Below are 19636 nucleotides of genomic sequence, written 5' to 3' on the forward strand. Positions count from 1 at the left end.
CAGACAGACCTTCGCGCAATGCAGGGCGTGAAGACAGTAGATGTTTCATCGCTTGCTTCTGGAGTTTATATGGTACAGATTATTGGTGACAGCGCAAGCACTGTGAAACGCTTGATTAAAGAGTAATCACCAAATAACCAACCAAAATGAGGAAACCCCTTCAGCTTTTGCTGAGGGGGTTTTTGATTTTATAAGGTTCAGATGGTTGTGTTCTTTAATTCTATATCTTTACATTTCCATTAAAAAATCAACAAAAAATGAAAAAAGCAATTCCCTTTTTAGCGCTTGCCCTTCTTGTTGTGGCTTGCAACAATTCCAAAGAAAAATCAAACCAAAGTAAAGAAGACATGAACAATACCGAAAACCCGCTGCTTTCTGAAAGTACCTTGCCCTATGGCGCGCCGGATTTTTCAAAAATAAAAGACGAAGACTTTAAGCCTGCAATGCTCAAAGGAATTGAAGAACAGAAGAAAGCCGTAGCGGCAATTGCCAATTCTGAAGAAGCACCCACATTTGATAACACCGTGCTCGCCTTAGAAAAAAGTGGGGAACTGCTAAATAGAACGTCACAGGTATTTTATGCGCTGGCTGGTTCAAATACCAATGAGACCCTTCAGGCTGTAGAAGAGGAAATGGCGCCCAAATTCGCAGCCCAAAACGATATGATCTATTTGAATGAAAAATTGTTTCAGCGTTTTAAAACCCTTCACGATAAGAAAGAAACCCTGAATCTGGATGCCGAATCCTTAAAATTGCTTGAAAATTATTACGAAGATTTTGAAATAGCGGGAGCCAACCTTTCTGCAGCGGACAAAGAAAAACTAAAGGAATACAATGAAAAAATAGCGACCCTTACCACGAAATTTGGCAAGACTCTTTTGGATGCCAACAATGCCGGTGCCGTAACTTTTACAAATAAGGAAGACTTAGCTGGTGTGGATGGGGATTTTCTGAAATCTAAAGAAAACAAGGACGGCAAGGGCTGGACTATTCCACTGCAAAACACTACCCAACAACCTTTGTTGCAATCTATGGAGAATAGGGCAAGTCGTGAAAAACTGTTTCAAGCGGCTTGGCACAGGGCAGATCATGGAGCAAATGATACCAGTGAAATTATTAAGGAACTCGTGGAAGTGCGCGCCCAAAAGGCAAAGCTTTTAGGCTTTAACAATTATGCCGAATGGAGCCTTCAAAAAACCATGGCCAAAACCCCTGAAAATGTGAATAAATTTTTCAGCGGACTCATTCCTGCTGCCACTGCCAAGGCACAAGTGGAAGCTGATGAAATCCAGAAAATGATCAAAGCAAAAGGACAGGATTTTACCCTGGAACCTTGGGATTGGAACTATTACGCTGAAATGGTCCGAAAGGAAAAATACGACCTAGACGAGAACCAAATAAAGCCCTATTTTGAACTGAATAATGTTTTGGAGAAAGGCGTTTTTTATGCGGCCAACAAATTATACGGTATTACTTACAAAGAAAGAACTGATATCCCAGTTTATCAGGAAGACGTAAAAGTGTATGAACTCTTCGAGGAAAATGGCGACCAGCTCGGACTTTTTTATACAGATTATTTTGCGCGCCCCAGCAAAAGCGGTGGTGCCTGGATGGATAATTTTGTAACCCAATCTAAATTGTACAATAAGAAGCCCGTAATATACAACGTGTGCAATTTTCCCAAACCATCGGGTAATAAGCCGGCATTGCTTACTTATGATGAAGTTACGACCGTGTTCCACGAATTTGGCCATGCCCTCCATGGCTTTTTTGCGGACCAACAATATCCTTCGCTTTCCGGAACTTCCGTTGCGCGCGATTTTGTTGAATTTCCTTCACAATTCAATGAAAACTGGGCGTTGTATCCAGAGGTGTTGAAAAACTATGCAATTCACTATAAGACTGGGGAACAGATTCCGCAGGAACTAATTGATAAAATAAAAAATTCAAGCACTTTTAACCAGGGGTATAGCCTAACCGAAAATTTGGCAGCCTCAAACTTAGATATGCAGTGGCACACCATTACGGCCGATAGAAAAATTGAGGATGTAAATGCTTTTGAAAAGGAAGCGCTGCACAAAACGAAACTGGATGTAGTGCATGCCGTACCCCCCAGATACCGCTCTACCTATTTCTCCCATATTTTTGCGGGAGGATATGCCGCAGGCTATTATTCCTATTCCTGGACTGAGATGCTGGACCACGATGCCTACAACTGGTTTGAAACCCATGGAGGCTTGACCCGTGAAAATGGCCAGCGTTTCCGCGATATGATACTTTCCAGAGGAAACACGCTAAATCTTGAAAAAATGTACAAAGACTGGCGTGGAAGCGATCCGAAGATTGAGCCTATGCTAAAAGCGAGAGGGTTGAAGTAAAAAATAATAACTATGAATGCACGAATAGTTCTGTATAATTATTCGTGCATTCGCAGTTAATATAGCAAGCTTTTTGTTACTTTTTCTTTTTAGAATTTTTCTTATCCTTCTTAGGATGTACAAGTTTCAATTCATCAATCAAATTCTTTGCTCCGGCGTATTTATCCATTATAAAAAGCACATAGCGAATATCCACCATAATATTGCGCGATAGGGCAGGATCGTAGTAATAATCGCTCATGGTGCCTTCCCACACACGGTCGAAATTTAGGCCTATTAGGTTTCCGTAGGCATCAATGGCGGGGCTTCCAGAATTTCCACCCGTGGTATGATTGGTTCCGATGAAGTTAACGGGCATTTTGCCGTTTTCGCCATAGGGGCCATAATCTTTTGTTTTGTAAAGGTCAATCAATTTTTGGGGCACATCAAATTCATAATCGCCCGGAATGTATTTCTGCATAACGCCCTCAAGATGGGTAACGGGCTCGTAATAAATGGCATCGGCAGGGGAGTAGCCGGCCACTTTTCCATAGGTTACACGCAGGGTTCTGTTGGCATTGGGGAAAATGCGCGCTTCCTTCGGGCTCAATTCCAGTAGGGCTTTCATATAATCGCGCTGAAGGCCGGAGATGTTCAGTTCCAATTCTTCGTATTTTGGGGCTACTTTTTCAAAATAGGCATCGGCCATTTCGGTTACCACTTTAAATCCTGCATCGTTGTTTAACTTCGCAATAACTGTCTCCGCATCGCCTTCCAAAAGATTTTTTAAGGAAGCATAATCCACAAAAGCAGAGTTTTTATAAATAGTATTGGTAAGTGATTCCGCATTTAAGTTTTTGAAGGAATCTGGTAAAAACTGTGCCGGAACGTTCTTTGCGTAGAGCGCGATCAAGGCCTCAAATACTTCTTCGTCCACTTGCTTATTGTAATCTTTATAATGGCCCTGCGCTCTTTGAATGAGGTTGTTTCTTCTATCCTCAAAAGATTGGGATCCACGATTTTCATAAACCTGTTTCAATTGGTAGGCTTGGTAGGCCATCTGAAGCAGTTCAACGTTTCGCAATACGGTTTCCAAGAAATATTCACGGGCCAAGGCATAAGGCTCAATAGCGGTGTAATATTTTTCGAATTGTGGCAATAGTTGGCCGTATTCCTGCTGTTTTCCCTTTTTATTTATTTGGGAAATCAGCGCGCTTTCCTGCTGTTTTTTGATGCCTACTGCGTTACTTTTTGTCAAACCGAGCGTTTCTCCTTTCCATTTTTTCCAGTAATTGGCAATGCGGGCAAACTTGGAAGCATATTGAATCTTGATCTGCGGATCGGCACGCATGTATTTATCCTGAATGGCCAAGGCAGCATCGCGAATGGCAATACGCGCCGGATTGATCGTGTTGATGACCTGCTCAATGGCTATGGAAGGCAAATATTCATCGGTAGTTCCGGGGTAGCCAAAGACTAACGTGAAATCATTTTCAGCTACGCCGTCCAGGGAGATTGGCAAAAAATGTTTCGGGGTGTAGGGTACGTTGTCTTCGGAATATTCAGCGGGACGGTTGTTTTTATCGGCATAAATTCTGAAAAGGGAAAAGTCGCCCGTATGTCGTGGCCATATCCAGTTGTCGGTATCGCTACCAAACTTCCCGATGGAGGAAGGCGGCGCTCCCACCAAACGAACATCTTTATAGGTTTCAACAACAAATAGCATATATTGGTTGCCTTCGTAAAAGGTACGCACTCGATTTTCCTGCCAAGCCTCTTTGGGAGAAGTCTGTGCAACGTAGGCAATGTTTTCTTCAATTTTTTTCTGCTTATCGGCTTCGGTCATTGCTTGGGTAATGCCGTTCATTACTTGAGCCGTGACGTCTTCTATTTTTACGATAAAGGTTGCCGTAACGCCAGGATTGGGAAGTTCTTCCTTAAGGCTCATTGCCCAAAATCCATTTTCCAGATAATCATTTTCCAAAGAGGAATGGCTCTGTATCTGCGAATACCCGCAGTGGTGGTTGGTAAGCAAAAGCCCTTGGTTGCTGATAACCTCGGAAGTACATCCGCCGTTAAAGTGGGGTACGGCATCCTTAAGGCTGGCATTGTTAACGTCATAAATATCCTTGGCGGTCATTTTCATGCCGAGGTTGGTCATTTCAGACTCGTTCATTCCCTCCAAAAGCGAAGGGATCCACATGCCACCTTGCTGGGCGAATAAGGGTAGGGACAAAAAAATAAAGAGCAGGCGTACTAATTTCATAATAATGGTTTTTCTAATGATAGCGTGCAAGATAAGCATATAGGGGGAATTTTGGGAATTAAGATTTGTATTCTTCCTGGCTTATTTTTTACTGTGTTGTATTATTTGGATGTTGGTTCGATCGGTTATTAATTGTAACGGATATTCAAAATTTCTACCTTTCTGATTTCCCCACCCAATTTGAATTTTACTACTTCGCCAGCCTTATGGCCTGTGAGTGCTACCGCAATGGGCGCGACGAAGGCTATTTTTCGTTTGGCAATATCGGCTTCGTCCACACCCACTATCTGAAAGGTTTGGGGCGAAGGGGATGTGGCGATTTTATAGGTAACCGTAGCGCCAAAGCGAATTTCTTCCTTAGGCTGTGTTGCTGGATCCAGAACCCTGGCGGAAGCAATGCGCTCGTTAAGCATGTCCAATTTGCCGTTGAGCACCGCCAGCTCTATGCGGCGTTGCTGTTCGTCTGTAGTGGGTAGATTGGTGCGTTCATCCTCCAGTTTCTCCCTTTCGGCTTGCAACAATTCCATTCCCAAAGGGGTAACATAATTGATTGCGCCAACAGGTAGTGCGGCGCGTGGCGGGATGATGGGCGTTTCCTCTTGGTCCCCTTCTTTTACAAAACCTCGGCTCATGATGATTTTTTGAAATTAAAGGTACTTATTTTTAGGGAGGGTTGTCTCCACTTGTGCTGAAATAGCTTGTGTCTTCGCTAGCAAACTACACTATCAGTATGTCGCAGCAACTTTAGTGGAGATGGTAGGTGGCTGCAAATCTCATAGCTAAGCACACAAAATCGGCGGAAAGAAAGGCGCGTTTTAAAAATAATCCCCAAACTTAAACCGCAGGTATTGAGTCCTGCTGTACTGCGCAGGATCAATCCCGTTAAAGTATCAGCAAATCACGCACATATTCCTTAATAACAGTAGCGTCACCAAAAAAAGAACACTAAAAATGGCCCCAATAAAAAAGGCTATCCAAGCTATTGTATTTCGTTTTATAAAAAGACTAATTCCGCTGAGAACGATTGTTAAAAAAATGAAAACTACGAATAATATGATCAATATATCCGTGGCATCATTACTTGCGTAAAGCAATATTAAAAAACATAGTACCCCTAAAAAACAACTAAGCAGTGCAGCAATAGCAGTAGGACGTTCATTCATAAACAGCAATCGGGAAGTTAAAAGCTAAAATAACACATTTCAGTAGTTTAAGAAACTATTGGTTGAAACGTTAAGCTCCCATTTCAAATTCGGCGACGAAAGCGGTGGAGCCTTGTCTAAATAAGTTGGACAAATTTAACTTCGGAAACCAGAAAAGAGAGGTTGAGCAGCGTTCAAATTTATATCGAGACCTATCGTTTTCTAATTTATCCTCGGCACTTTGTCCCTCGTCGTTTTTTCCTCGTCTGCTATTCCGGCCCCTGAATATAGCTGATTATAAACAATACCAAGAACAAGATAACTGTGGCGATAAATAGATTTCCTACACCCATAATAAACGTTTTAAGAATTAAAAAACAATACCTGCGTATGTTTCTGAAGGTAAAGATAAATAAATGAAAGGAAGTTTTAGAAAATAGAAAATAGAAATTAGAAGTGTTGTGAAGTTCTGAAGTTTGGGGAACTAACGACGCATAATTTGTGGACGGCCATTCGTTTTCATCTCGTCGCTCACCCTTCCGGTCTAAAATATCAGATCGAGTGCAGTCGAGACCTCTTACTTTTTCGCTCGTCGCTCCTTTTATCGGCAATCCTATTATTACTAGCGCAGTGTTTTGCGAATTTGATATATTTGGTCTTCTCACAGAAAATTTGATGCCAATGCGGTTTCCCGTAAAAGGATGCTTTTTTATTATTTTATATTTGAAAAAATATATAGATAGATAAACTCCAGCCCAATGACAAAAAAGTTACTTCTCTTTCTTTCTTCCTGTTTCCAATTACATTCCAAAAAAGATAAATTAAAATATGATTCATCCTGATTCATGCTTCAAATCTTTTAAATATTGAGAATTCAGCACATAAAACAATAATTATTAATCAAAATATAATACACATGAAAAAAGTTACCACCCTTATTTTATTTATTTTAATCAGCACCTTTACAATCGCTCAAAACCACTACCAAGATGTTGTTTATTTAAAAAATGGAAGCATCATTCGCGGTGTAGTAATTGAACAAGTGCCTAACGAATCCATTAAGATTGAAACTGCTGACAAAAGCATCTTCGTATATCAAATGGATGAAATTCAAAAAATCACCAAAGAGGAAAAACCCATAGCAAGGGTTGAAAGCCCTGCTTCTACCAGTGAAGGGGAAGGATTGCAAAGCGGCTACAGAGGAATTGCAGAATTTGGTTACCAATTTGGCCTTGGCACTTACGGAATGGATCGTTTAAAAATCAATCTCATCAATGGAGGACAGATTAGCCCTTACTTCTTTATTGGAGGGGGAACGGGGCTGCGTTATTATTTTGATGCCGAGGCTGCGCTCATCCCGGTCTTTGTGCATGCAAGGGCCAATGTCTTGGATAAAAAAGTATCCCCCTATTTTGCTTTGTCCGTTGGTTACACCTTTAATGCTTCCAATGATTTCGAGACGGTAGGGTTGTTGGTGAGCCCAGCAACAGGAGTTACTTTTAATGTATCTGAAAGCGTAGCCTTGAACGTTGGCTTGAGTTATGAGCTGCAGAGCATGGAATTTTATGATTATTATTATTATGGAGGATATTCAAGTGATGTTTATAGAGAAAATTCTGGAGCTTTGAGTATTGATTTCGCCTTATCTTTCTAAGCAGATAAACCCGCCAATACCAAATAGCTGTTGGTGGGTTTTATTTATGAAATGAAGCGCCAACAGTGTTGTGAGCCTAAGCTCGTTTGAAAGGTATTTAATTACAATATCTACTTACAAAAAAACTGTGTCCTAAATAAGCAATTGGACACAGTTTTTCAATTTGATATTGGTATCCTTTAATGATAAAAAGGTTGTTAAAAACCTATATTTCTTTGTTGAAATAAAATAAAATACTTTTAAAAGCGTTTGATATTCAATAATTTGCTAAATTTACACCAGTCAGCCATCTATTTTATAGCTGCTGGCTGAAACTCTCCTCTTTTTAAGCATACCTGCTTTTAATTCGGCAATTACTTCCCGATTGGTTTCTTACATTTTGTTCAACCTCAAAATCTATTAAGATGACCGCAAAAAAAATCATCAAAGTGGGGCTTCCGCTCAAAAAGGCGACCCCTAAAAAGGCTGCAACTACCAAAAAGACGGTAGCAAAAAGAACGACCAAACCTGTTTTCAAGACAGCTGTGGGGCGAACCCCAAAGTTAAAGTCATCAAGAGTTTCAGCCACCACTTTAAAAAACGTGGGAAGTATTGCCCAAATCAGACACTTTAAATTTACCGAGGACAAACCTGTTCGCTTCGATCCCAAGAAAATTGACTCCCAGATTTTCAAGAAGGGCGCAAATGCCCCGGCAAATATTGAATTTGCGTTGGAACCCACAGAGGGCGATTATGTGCTGTATCACCCCACGCCGGGTTTTACCAGCCAAGAAGCTCCCTTGGCACAACTTTCCGTTTGGACCAAAATATACAATAAAGGGACCGAAACCGTGGATCTGGACAAGGTGGTGCTGGAATACAAAAAGGGGAATACGACCGTTAAAAAGGATGTATTTCTTCCTGCCGACAAACTCGTTATTGAACCATATCATTGGGCCAGTTGGCAGAACAGCCGCGATTATCACGAAAACGGCGATGTGGTTTTTCTGGACAGCCCATTTCCTAATAAAATAAAACTGAGTTTTTATTTTAAAAATTACAGTGGTGCCCTCAGCGTTACCAAAAACCTGAAACCTTATTCGCATGGGCTTGCCTTTCCTTTTAGCAAAACAGATTTTGGCGATGACGAATTTGTAACGGGCTACTCCATGCACGGCGGCGGAAGCCAGGTCTTTGCTTACGATTTGGGAGTGGAAGCCTATAAGGACAAAGCTTGGCGTGCTTTGTTGCCCAATAAGGACGGTAGCAAGAACGAACATTTCCGCATCTGGGGCAAGCCCGTTAGGGCGATGGCAGACGGAACAGTGCTCCATTTTGAAAACAACATTCCCAACAACTGGAAGCCCGACGGTTCCGAAGCAGGGATGGCAAAACAGAAGGCCGAACTTTGGGGCTCTTTTGATCTTGGCGGAGGCGGAAACCATTTTTACATCCGGCACGGCAACGTGGTGGCCCTATATGCCCATATGCAGAAAGGTTCCTTGACCAAGGCCTTGCTGAAAAAAGGGGCGACTGTAAAGAAAGGCGCAGTTCTGGGGAAGGCTGGAAATTCCGGTAACTCCTCGGGTCCCCACCTCCATATCCATATAAAAAAGTATAAAAGCGATGCGGAACCGGACAAAGGTGCTTTCCGGCCCTTACTGTTTAATACGGGTTATACCATAGGAAAGGGTAATTACAAAACCCCAAAGTCCAATATAAATTGGTCCAAACTCAATAATCAGGGCATTCCCGGAAAGAAAAGCAAGGCCTGTTTTGTGGCTATGGAACATCCCTATTGCGAATATCCGACCAATTGGGGCGAGGTTGCAAAACATGGGGTAAGAAATAATAGCTATCAAGCTGAATTTGACAAGATATGGACCTGCGGCTATTACCCCGTTTGGGTAGATGGCTTCGATGTGAACGGAAAAACCTATTTCAACGTTATTTTCCGTCCTTCAAAAAATGTGGCCTGGGTAGCCCGCCATAATATGGACGGCACAAAGTATCAAGCTGAATTTAATAAATGGGTCAAGGCCGGGTATAGGCTTATCAATATAAATTCCTATTTATTGGGCGGCAAGCTACGGTACGCCGCGGTCTGGAAAAAGGACAGCTCGGTAAAATGGATGGCCTATCACGGACGTTCCTTGTCGTGGCATGAGGCCAATTTTGAAAAGCACCACAAGGCCGGATGGGTGCCCGCAAACGTTTCTTGCGTACACAAAGGGTCAAAAACCTATGTTGCCGCCCTTTGGGAGAAGAAGAAAACAGGTGGTTTTTACCTGCGCCCAGCTATGGATCTGCAAGCTTTTAAGAACTACTTTAAGGAATATACCGATACCAAAAAGTTCAAGCTGGTTTATTTGGATGCCTATGTGAAAGGAGGCAAACCTTATTTGAGCGGGATTTGGTACAAAAATGCGCCCGATTATAACGCGTGGTGGGAAAAGCACCATCTCTCTGGTTCGCAATATCAGGCCGAATATACCAATATGCTTTCAAATGGCTACCTCACCCGTTGCGTAGCGGGTTATGAGGACGGCAACAAAGCACGCTACGAAGGCATTTGGTCCAAATAATAGTATTTGCGATCAAATCGTATTGCAATAAGTTGTAAAAGAAAGCATTCTTTTTCAGCTCGATAAATAGACCCCATAACACTTCAATCTTCCGAAACTGAAGTTTATGCTCCTCTCCATTCCATAGAATATAAGTACACTAAAATGGAGTAAGCCCAAAATCCAAATGTAAAAGAGTAGGCATTAAACTTAAAAAATAGTAATCATGGCAAAAAATCCTGAAGACTTCAACAGAAAATTCAAGATCTATGTAGATTTTGAACGACCACCCGAAATAGAGTTGCCGCTTGTTGGCTTTCTCTTTAATTGCAGGGGAATATTGCTGCAATGGCAATATGTGAAAAACAATGTTCTAGAGTTTAATCTTGACAAATTACCTCCGGGGAACAGACATCGGAAAATAGATCCTGAACAGCTAAGGCTATTTATTGCTCCAGCTTCCGATAAAAAAATCCTTCACGTTAAAACTACGCAAGAGTTGCAAAGCTATAAGGCATATGAGCCTATTTTAAGGCTGAACGACAACAATGTACTGGACATCTTGCCTATTCCCGAAAGGCTGTCCATTTTTTGGATTAAGTGTAAATGCCGTGTAAGTGGAAAAGTGTCAAAATGGTTCAACTTTGGCAATGGCTGGGAGGACCTTCCCGTATGCCGGGCGCGGGTGCATATTTGTGAAATAGACCCGATAATATATTGGATCAGTAAAATACCGGATCACATTATTGCCAAGGTGCCCGATGCCGTATTAAATCCTACGTTCAAAGTGCCCATTCCCATTCCAGATCCCGGGCCGTTACAACGGATTGAGCGGTTTTCAATGATGGCGGAGCAAAATCAAGAGAATATTTTCAAGACACAATCCCTTCCAGAAATACAAAAGGAAACACTTTCCGCATTACCTGAATTGGGTCCTGAAATTAAACAACAACTTGCCTCTCGCAACTTAAATGTTATCCGGGATACCCTAGTGAAAAACTATACCCTGTTACATCCGTGGTTCTGCTTTTGGCCTTGGTGGTGGCCCTATTTTTACCGTTGCCAGGAATTGGCGGTAGTAGAAACCAATGCCGCCGGCAGGTTTGAAAAGAATGTTTACTACAATTGCTTTGGCGATAAGCCCGATATCTATATTTGGGTTGAATATATGATAGATGGGGTGTGGACTACGGTGTACAAACCGCCCAAACCATGCAATACCCATTGGAACTACGTCTGCGGTACCGATATCAATATCCACTTGACCCATCCTAAGGTTGCTGGCGATTGTTGTTGCGATTGCGAGCTTATTGGCGAGGATGTATGGATACGCACTGTAGGCCATGCCAGCGTTTCCCATATAAAACAAGGGCATCAATTGTTAGCACCTCCCGACCAGGGCAAATTGTATGACCGTATCGGCCTTACTGACGCAGGCGCGGCCGGGGACAGCTTCCTGGTTACAACAGTAGATGACTACAAAAGACCGTTTGGGGGAAGTCCCATATTAAGAATGGGCTTTGGGCCAGCCCTGCCAAACTCAAATGTATATTACTATCGCTGGAGTTACAGGCAGCGCGCCAATGCCGATTTGGTTTATGTAGGTGATTCGTATAAACCGTTGCCTCCCAAAAATGGGGAAGTAAGAAAGGGATATCAATATCGTTATAAGGATACCAATGGTGACTGGCAATGGGCACCGGAAAGTAAGAAACTCGGTCCATTTACCGTAGGTCCCAATGATAACTTGTACATTATTCCGCCAGAAGAGCCTACAATGGCGCCATTTAATGTGCCTGCGGACTCCCATCCACATTGGCACCAGCAGACCTATTATATGGATACCATCCAGTTTGATACTACGGTTGTAGAGGATTTCGAGAATGGTCTGTACGAGCTGAAATTGGAACTGTTTGACCAAGCTGGAAACCTATTGCAAAACATTCCAAAAGCGAACTTTAAAACCCCAAGGCACGACGATGCGAGGTATAGCGAGAATGCGCCCAACATCCTTTTGGAAAATCCTACAGCTTCGAACGCTGATGCCTTCAAGATGCTTATAAGGATTGACAATGGCCAATGTGTAGGCGATATATACACAGTAAATGTAGATGGCGTGCCTGCATCATCCAACTGCTGTGGTTTTGTGAAGTACAGACCTGATGGTATAGAAAAAGTGCTTGAGTTGTCATTTAGGGCAGCCCATCCCACAAACTTTGCCGAATTTAGGTTTAACGTCGTTAAAGGCAGTTGCGGGGGCGTATCCATAGCCAATGCACGAGGAATGGTGATAGACAGTGCCTCGGGATATACCTTGGGATTTGATGCGTTGCATCCTTTCTTTGAAATATATAGCAAGGAGTTCGCACCGTCAGATTTATTGGGTGAATGTTACGAAAACGGCGCTGGAAAAGCAGCCTTTGCCGAAACACTGCACATAATTTCAACGGCCACGGACGGAATATCACGCGTTGCCAGAGATTATAGCAGAACAGTAGCGTTTGCGCTGGAGCCATAGATTGATGTAAATCAATTAGCCAAAAAGCCCGTAGATTTTTTCTATGGGTTTTTTTATAAGTAAAAGCCCTCCTACGCTTTGCTGAAAAGCGCAAAGCTTCGGAGGGCGAAAGTGGAGCCGGAGGGATTCGAACCCTCGTCCAAACGCGCAATTATAATGCTTTCTACATGCTTAGTTTTCATTTAGGTTTTCGAGAGATTGCCGGTCGAAAACTACCAACGCACTCCTTATCTTTACTTGCGCCGATAGGTATCGGCATTCACGATGCCATCAAAGCACTAGCATCGCTAGGTTTACTTTTACGAAGCCGCTATATCGAACGCCGTAAACCAAGGCCTTCGAGCGACTTCCTGCTTGCCCACCTTGTGGGCCGAGGCACATCCTACTATGATTCGGATTATGCAGCTAGGGCGTAGTTATTCTCGCCGTTTAAAAAGTGTGAAACCTGAGATTTACGAGCTGTGTCCCAGCGCTCGGCATGCTTACAATACAATTAGACCCGCTGTCAAAACCAGTCGGCCCCTTTTCTTTTAGTGTTCAGTGTACAGTAACAGTTGGCAGTATGGCGTCAATTGTCATAAAGTCTCATCATCTAAAAGAGGGCAAAGATACATGAAAAACCCTATCTTTGCGACCGCTTTAATTTACTCAATAAACATACCAAAAATGCCTATAACTTTCGCCATCATCAAAGAGCGCAAAAACCCGCCGGACCGTCGGGTGGTTTTTTCACCGGAAAAGTGCCAAGAAGTCATAAAAAAATTTCCAGATGCCAAGATCATCGTGGAAGCTTCAGACGTTCGCATCTTTCCAGATGATGCCTACCGCGAGGCAGGTTTTGAAGTGACGGATGATGTTTCAGAGGCAGACGTGATGCTGGGCGTAAAGGAAGTGCCCATAGATGCGTTAATTCCAAATAAGAAATATTTCTTTTTTAGCCATACCATCAAAAAGCAACCCTACAACCGCAGACTGCTAAAGGCAATGCTCAATAAAAACATTGAAATGTTCGACCACGAAACCATCGTGAATGCAGACAAGCACAGGCTTATTGGCTTTGGCTATTACGCAGGTCTGGTGGGCGCTTACAATGGCTATAGAGGTTTGGGCTTGCGCGACAAATTGTTCGCGCTTCCTAAAGTTGAAAACCTTCCAGACTTGGAAGCTGTAAAGGCCGAACTGGATAAAATTTCGCTTCCAAACCTAAAAATTATCCTTTCAGGAACTGGCAAAGTGGCTAGAGGCGCTAAGGAAATATTGGATCATTTGGAAATACGCGAAGTAACCGATGCGGAATATCTTTCCAAAGTCTATAATGAACCAGTGTATTGTTTGATAGACGTTTCAGAATACAACAAACGCAAAGACGGCGGTGCTTTTAACAAGCAAGAATTCTATGAAGACCCTAAAGATTACGAAAGCGATTTTATGAAATACGCCAAGGTTAGCGACATGTTTATTACGGGACATTTCTATGGCAATGACGCGCCTTATCTTTTTACAAAAGAAGATGCCAAACGCCCAGACTTCAAAATAAATTTTGTGGCTGATATTTCCTGCGATGTTGATGGTCCTGTTGCCTGCACGATTAGGGCTTCCACGATTGCCGATCCTTTTTACGGCTACAACCCAAAGACGGAAACGGAAACCGCTTTTGATGCCCCCGGGGCAATTACTGTAATGGCAGTGGATAATTTGCCATGCGAGCTGCCCAAGGACGCCAGTGAAGGTTTCGGTGATATGTTTTTGGAAAACGTGATTCCTGCATTCTTCAATGGCGATAGCGATGGTATTTTACAACGTGCCAGAATCACTACGGAAGATGGAAAACTTACGCCAAGATTTGCATATTTAAAGGATTATGTGGAAATTGCCGACTAAAGTTTTAACTTTTCGTTAACGATTGAGCGATTGAAAAATAAGGAACAGAAAAGAGGAACCGGTCTGGTAACCGGTGCCGCTTCGGGACTTGGGTTTGAACTGGCCTTACTTTTGGCCAAAGATGGATACGACCTAATTTTGGCAGATGTAGATGCCGAAAAACTACAAAAGACGAAAGAAACAATTGCAGCCCAATATGCTTCGGAAATTCAATTGATCATTAAGGATTTAAGTAGGAGCAATGTGGCAGAGCAAATATTCCATGCTATAGAGGGCAAGCCCATAGACGTGCTGATTAACAATGCTGGTTTTGGAATATTTGGAAGCTTTAACGATACCGATTGGCAGCGCGAAATGGACATGCTCAATCTGCACGTAATGACCACAACGCATTTAACAAAACTTGTATTAAAAGGAATGGTTGCCCGTGGCAGCGGAAAAATATTGAATATGTCTTCGCTTGCCGCCTTTCAGCCTGGGCCGTTGATGTCGTTGTATTACGCTTCAAAAGCCTATATCCTCTCTTTTTCCGAAGCAATTGCAAATGAATTGAAAGGGACGGGAGTTACGGTTACCTGTTTATGTCCCGGCCAGACCAAGACTTGTTTTCAGGAAGTGGTTTCCAATGGAGCGAAAGTTTCGGAGAACAAAATTAAGTTTAATATTGCCTGCCCAAAGCAAGTTGCCGAATATGGCTATGAAGCAATGCAAAAAGGGAAGGTTGTTGCCGTTCCCGGAAACTTCAATAAATTTCTTTCCAAGTTGCCGCGCTTTGTTCCAAGGCGCACTGCTACTGCTATTATAAGAAAGATTCAAGAAAAGAATAGGGATTCTTAAGGGCCAGTCAGCTTAAATTCTTTTTAGCTCAATGGGTTCTTCCGACTGTATTTTTATGAGTTCAGTAAAAAACTCCTGTAACGATTTATAGGCTTCGGGAGCAAAACTTGGATTGTTCAGCTTTACGTTTAACCGAATGTTTACCCTGCCTCCGGAAACATCGTACACAACGGATAGCTCGCCATCGTTCTCCGGTAATTTCAAAAGTTTGTTCGCAGGAACTTTCACAATTTCATATTGGTCATTCACGGCTATGGAAACCAAATAGTTGTTCATAACGGGAAAGCCGAAGTCTATGGGGTACAACCGGGTCTTTTGGGTAAAGGGATTTTCAGAAAAATAGGTCTGCATCAAAAAAGGATAAAGAAAGAGTTTATCGCCAACGGGCTGTTCGTGCAGGGAAATATCATAACTTTCCTTATAGGGTTGTTCCAGATCCTTTTCGTTTTCAATAGTAAGGTTTGTAACATCCAAGGATTCGTTTCTGCTCTGTTTCTTTTTTAAGATTTCATCTTTTCTGAAATCGTTGTATTCCTTGCGTTTGTAAACGGAAATATAGCCTGTTGAAACTTCGTTCACTCTTCCTGAAAACAAACCGGAGGCATCGGCGGCCAGTTGCATGTTTGCGTAGTGCATGTTTTTGGCAATGGGCGCAATGGGTTCCCAATAGCTCCCTTTTTTGAAATCGAGAACGCGTCCTTCCACATTCAGATCGCGAAAGGGCAACACCCCGAAAGGTGTGTATTTGTCAGTTGCGTCAAGCAGGTATTTTTCGTTGTTGATGGTCAAAAATACAATGGCGTAGTTGAAATCCGTAAGTACCGGATACTGCTTTGTGGGCAGGGCATTATCGCGGGTGGCGATGAGCATTATTTTTGCGTCGAGCCCTGCAGCCTCCAGTGCGTTTATCAACCCCAGATTAATTTCTGAACTGTTTCCCGTTTTCTTTTCAAAAGCTTCCTTTACGCGAATGTCCTGAAGAATGCGGGTTTCCTTGTTCCAAGCCATTTTTTCCTGAATAAAATAGTAAACAGCCTTGGCGCGTTCCAGTTCATTTGGAATTGAAGTTATGGAAGTAGGAATTTGGTCCTTAAAATAACTGTTGTATTTCAACTGGCGTCCCAAATCCTTGTCATATTGAAACTCGTGGTCCACATCATCCCAGGATCGGGAAAATGCCGATTTGCTTTCATCTAAGTGGACCATATCGCGGAGTTCAAATTTCATAGCGGGAATGTAATTGCTTTTGGAAAGCATGTGGCTTTCTTCTTTGTATGCCGGCACAGCTTTCATGGCATAGGTTGCCGATTCGCAGTCGGCCGCAAGCTTAAAACCGGGTAGGTGGAAGCAGCTCAGTTTTATTTCGGCGTGGTTCACATCCAACTTCCTGTTGCCGTAAAGTGTCCTGTTGTACCTGTAGTTTCCTGGGATTTCCGTGTGCAGTTCGGAATAGATGGTGGGCAGATCGTTCATAAAGGCCCAGCCTCCAAAATTGAAAAAATAGGGGGTTTCTATGCTATAGGTATATTCCAGAATACTGCCGTCCTGCACATTTGCAAAAGTGAATCTTTTTCGGGACCAATGCTGCCCTTCCTTTATATCAAAAATTGCGTTGTCGCCAACAAACACCTTGGACTTGCCGTTATGGGTAACAGCCTTAAAATCCTTAATGTTTTCCTGCACCTCGTTCTCCCGATAATAAGGAATTTCAAAGGAGGCGTAATCAAAATTTTTGGCATCAAATACCTTGATTTTCCGGTGTACCTGCTTTATAAGCCTGATGTAGCCATCTGCGGCATCTACGGTGTAATTTCCCCTTTCGTAAAGCACAACGCCACTGGCTTCGGGATCCAACGAATAGCTGGTCATCGCAAATTCCTCTTTCAAAGGCTCGCCAAAGGTGTGAGGCGGTTGTTGCTGTGCGTGACAAAAAGTTATGGATAGGAAAAAACAGGAGAGGAGGATTGATTGAATGGACATTCTATATTCTTTTTAAAACGATTGATTCTTCCTTCAGCATGGTTATCATAGTGCCGAAAAACTCTTTAAGCGATTGGTATGCATCTGAGGGGAAACGGTAGGCATTCAATTTCATATTGAAGCGGATGTTTATCTTGCCGCCGTCTGCCACATAGGTTACGGAGCATTCTCCGTCATCATTGGGCAATTTTATACTTCGGCTGGATGGCAGCTGCTCCACTTGGTAGGTATTGCCCAGGTCTATGGATACTAAATAGGTGTTTGTGAAAGGGTAGCCAAAATCCATCGGGTAGCTGCGCTCTTTCATTTTAAAGGGGTTTTCGGAGATGTATGTTTTGTTAAAAAACGGATGTAGAATCACCTTGTCGCCAACAATTTCTGGTTCAATGGTCACGCTGTAATTTTCTTTGAGGGGTTTCTCAATTGCGTTGAGGTCTTCTATTTGGTATGCCTCAATCTCAATGCCTGCATCGTCCTTCTCTTGTGTTTTTATGTATTCCTGCAGGGTTTCCTCTTCAATGCTATTTCTCTTTCCCAACCCAATATAGCCATAACTTGCCTGACTGACTTTCCCGGAAAAAACTCCATCGGCAGCGGCTGTTATTTGTGCATTTGCGAAATGTATATTTTGTTCAAAAGGCTCAATGGGCATCCAGTAACTTCCGTTTTTAAAATTCATAACCCGGCCTTGCACATTAAGCGCCCTAAAAGGAATGATGCCGAAGGGAGCTTGTTTGTCTGTGGCATCCAGTAATATTCTTTCGTTGTTTATCATTAAAACCGCCAATACGTAATTAAAATGGGACAGCACTGGATAGAGTTCTGTGGGCAAACCATTATCGCGGGTAGAAAGAATAACCGACTTTGAGTGTAGATTTGCCGCCTCTAACGCATTAACTAGCGAAAGATTAATGTCTGATACACTACCCAATTTTTCCTTAAATGAATCTTTTATTTCATTTCCATAGTTGAAATAACTTCCATTCCACGTATAATTGTTTTGAATGAATCCGTACACCGCCTTTGCACGCTCCATATCGTCTTCTATATTGAGGATTTCTTTCGGTAATTTTCTTCTGAAATAACTGTTTTTGTTCAATTGGTCCCCAAAATCGCTGCGGCTCTCAAAGCGGTAATCGACATCCTTCCAAGAACGGGAGTACACTTTTTCTTCCCCGTGAAAGGGTTTATAGGATATGGGTTCATACGCTATTCTGGACACATAATTACTTCGCGATAACATAAACTTTTCCTCTTCAAAGGATGGAATATTCTTCATAACATAAATATTCACTTCAGAATCTAGATGCGCATTGTTTGAAGGTATCAAGAAGTCATCCTTCTTAATGTAGTTGCTGTGTTGGTCCAGTTTTTTGGGACCATACAGGACCCGATTGAATTTCATATTCACGGGCAAAACCGTTTGGAAGAAGCTATAGATTGTGGGTAGGTTATTCTGAAACTCCCAGCCCTTTATGTCAAAAAGATAGGGGGTAACGAAGGTGTATTTATATTCTAAAATACTTCCGTTCTGCACGTTTGGGAATGTAAACGTCAAAGCCTCTCTTCCTTTCGATTTCTCGACTTTATAAAAAGATTCCTTAGGGACGGCATCCTGTAAGATTCCATTATGGGTTATGGCCTTATAGTCTATTACTTCTTCTGGAAAGAATTTGTTTCCCACATAATAAGGGATTTCTATGGTAGAATTCCCGAATTTCTTCACGTCAAAGACTTTTATTTTTCGGTGTATTTCCAAAACCATTCTAAAGGCGGTTTTTTTAATGATAGAAACGGCATAATAATTACCCGTTTCATATAAAACTACCCCAGCGGCCTCTGGTTCGGCTTCATAACTTTTCAGTGCTAATTCCTCCTGTGTTGGCTTGCCAAATTCATCAATCCGCCCAGATTGCGAATGGGATAGGAAGGATGTAAATACTAAAAATAGGAATGCGAGGTTTTTGGAAAGCATATTTTGGAACTGAGACTTTATCTGCCGCAAAATAGAATAAATATCAAAATTTAAAAAAATACGGAGTAGTATTTTTATGAAAAATTCTTTCAGACAATAAAATAAGCAGAAATCCAATACCGTATGCCACAAGATCCCAAACATCAAACACCGAACCGAGAACGGTCAATAGTATTTTTGATTTGATTTTCAGGATTTCTGAGAGCTTTAAAAACTGAAGCAATTCAACCAAAAATGCAAACCCCAAAACCGAAATTGCAATGTTGAACACATTGTTTTTAATAAAAATTTTTAGAAACAAATACAATAGTAAGATGACCAGCACGTCGCCCAAAAACCCTCTTATAAAAGGATTGAAGTGGAAATAGGCGATGGTAAATTCCATTAAAAGAAGGATTAGGAATGCACTGAAATAGCTCCATTTTAAATGTTCCATAACTAACGGTTAAAACCTCACAGGTTTCAAAAACCTGTGAGGTTTAT

General features: G+C 42.2%; 12 protein-coding genes and 1 other RNA gene. 7 read left to right on the plus strand and 6 right to left on the minus strand.

Features of this window, described 5'->3' with window-relative positions; all coding sequences use genetic code 11:
- Positions 1–18 precede the first annotated feature (18 nt).
- Entirely contained in the window at positions 19–126 is a 108-nt protein-coding gene (locus POV26_RS15385) for a T9SS type A sorting domain-containing protein (protein WP_419180001.1), read from the plus strand.
- Positions 127–257: 131 nt separating this feature from the next.
- A complete protein-coding gene (locus POV26_RS11285; RefSeq protein WP_272856579.1) occupies positions 258–2378 on the plus strand; it encodes a M3 family metallopeptidase in 2121 nt (706 codons plus the stop codon).
- Positions 2379–2454: 76 nt separating this feature from the next.
- Here the strand turns inward: POV26_RS11285 and POV26_RS11290 are convergent, their stop codons facing one another.
- Positions 2455–4623 carry a S46 family peptidase gene (locus POV26_RS11290; RefSeq protein WP_272856580.1) on the minus strand — a complete coding sequence of 723 codons (2169 nt, stop codon included), beginning with the start codon at positions 4621–4623 and terminating at the stop codon, positions 2455–2457.
- Positions 4624–4751: 128 nt separating this feature from the next.
- On the minus strand, positions 4752–5255 hold the full coding sequence (locus POV26_RS11295) for a GreA/GreB family elongation factor (protein ID WP_272856581.1): 504 nt from the start codon (positions 5253–5255) through the stop codon (positions 4752–4754).
- A 1426-nt stretch (positions 5256–6681) separates the two neighbouring features.
- On the opposite strand from POV26_RS11295, the gene POV26_RS11300 reads away from it, so the two are divergent.
- The 3 genes from POV26_RS11300 (at position 6682) to POV26_RS11310 (ending at position 12480) form a co-directional block, all read left to right on the plus strand.
- Positions 6682–7419, plus strand: a complete 738-nt coding sequence (locus POV26_RS11300) for a hypothetical protein (RefSeq protein ID WP_272856582.1) — start codon at positions 6682–6684, stop codon at positions 7417–7419.
- A 404-nt stretch (positions 7420–7823) separates the two neighbouring features.
- Complete coding sequence (locus tag POV26_RS11305) at positions 7824–9983, plus strand: peptidoglycan DD-metalloendopeptidase family protein (protein ID WP_272856583.1); 2160 nt, start codon at positions 7824–7826, stop codon at positions 9981–9983.
- Between the two features lie 205 nt (positions 9984–10188).
- Positions 10189–12480, plus strand: a complete 2292-nt coding sequence (locus POV26_RS11310) for a hypothetical protein (RefSeq protein ID WP_272856584.1) — start codon at positions 10189–10191, stop codon at positions 12478–12480.
- 109 nt (positions 12481–12589) lie between these two features.
- Here POV26_RS11310 and ssrA read toward each other — a convergent pair.
- Positions 12590–13003: a transfer-messenger RNA gene (gene ssrA, locus POV26_RS11315) on the minus strand.
- Between the two features lie 149 nt (positions 13004–13152).
- Here ssrA and POV26_RS11320 point away from each other — a divergent pair.
- Together POV26_RS11320 and POV26_RS11325 are read left to right on the plus strand one after the other, a co-directional pair.
- Positions 13153–14361 (plus strand): NAD(P)-dependent oxidoreductase, encoded by a 1209-nt coding sequence (locus tag POV26_RS11320; RefSeq protein WP_272856607.1) that lies wholly within the window; start codon positions 13153–13155, stop codon positions 14359–14361.
- Positions 14362–14391: 30 nt separating this feature from the next.
- Positions 14392–15198: an SDR family NAD(P)-dependent oxidoreductase gene (locus POV26_RS11325; protein WP_272856585.1), complete on the plus strand. Its 807-nt coding sequence runs from the start codon at positions 14392–14394 to the stop codon at positions 15196–15198.
- A gap of 12 nt (positions 15199–15210) precedes the next feature.
- Here the strand turns inward: POV26_RS11325 and POV26_RS11330 are convergent, their stop codons facing one another.
- Genes POV26_RS11330 through POV26_RS11340 form a run of 3 tightly spaced genes read right to left on the minus strand, consistent with a single transcriptional unit; the run spans position 15211 to position 19589 of the window.
- On the minus strand, positions 15211–17178 hold the full coding sequence (locus POV26_RS11330; protein WP_272856586.1) for a transglutaminase family protein: 1968 nt from the start codon (positions 17176–17178) through the stop codon (positions 15211–15213).
- Position 17179: 1 nt separating this feature from the next.
- Complete coding sequence (locus tag POV26_RS11335) at positions 17180–19153, minus strand: hypothetical protein (protein ID WP_272856587.1); 1974 nt, start codon at positions 19151–19153, stop codon at positions 17180–17182.
- A gap of 43 nt (positions 19154–19196) precedes the next feature.
- Complete coding sequence (locus tag POV26_RS11340) at positions 19197–19589, minus strand: ribosomal maturation YjgA family protein (RefSeq protein WP_272856588.1); 393 nt, start codon at positions 19587–19589, stop codon at positions 19197–19199.
- Between the last annotated feature and the right edge of the window lie 47 nt (positions 19590–19636).

The sequence above is a fragment of the Aequorivita todarodis genome (assembly GCF_028561335.1).
Lineage (GTDB): Bacteria > Bacteroidota > Bacteroidia > Flavobacteriales > Flavobacteriaceae > Aequorivita > Aequorivita todarodis.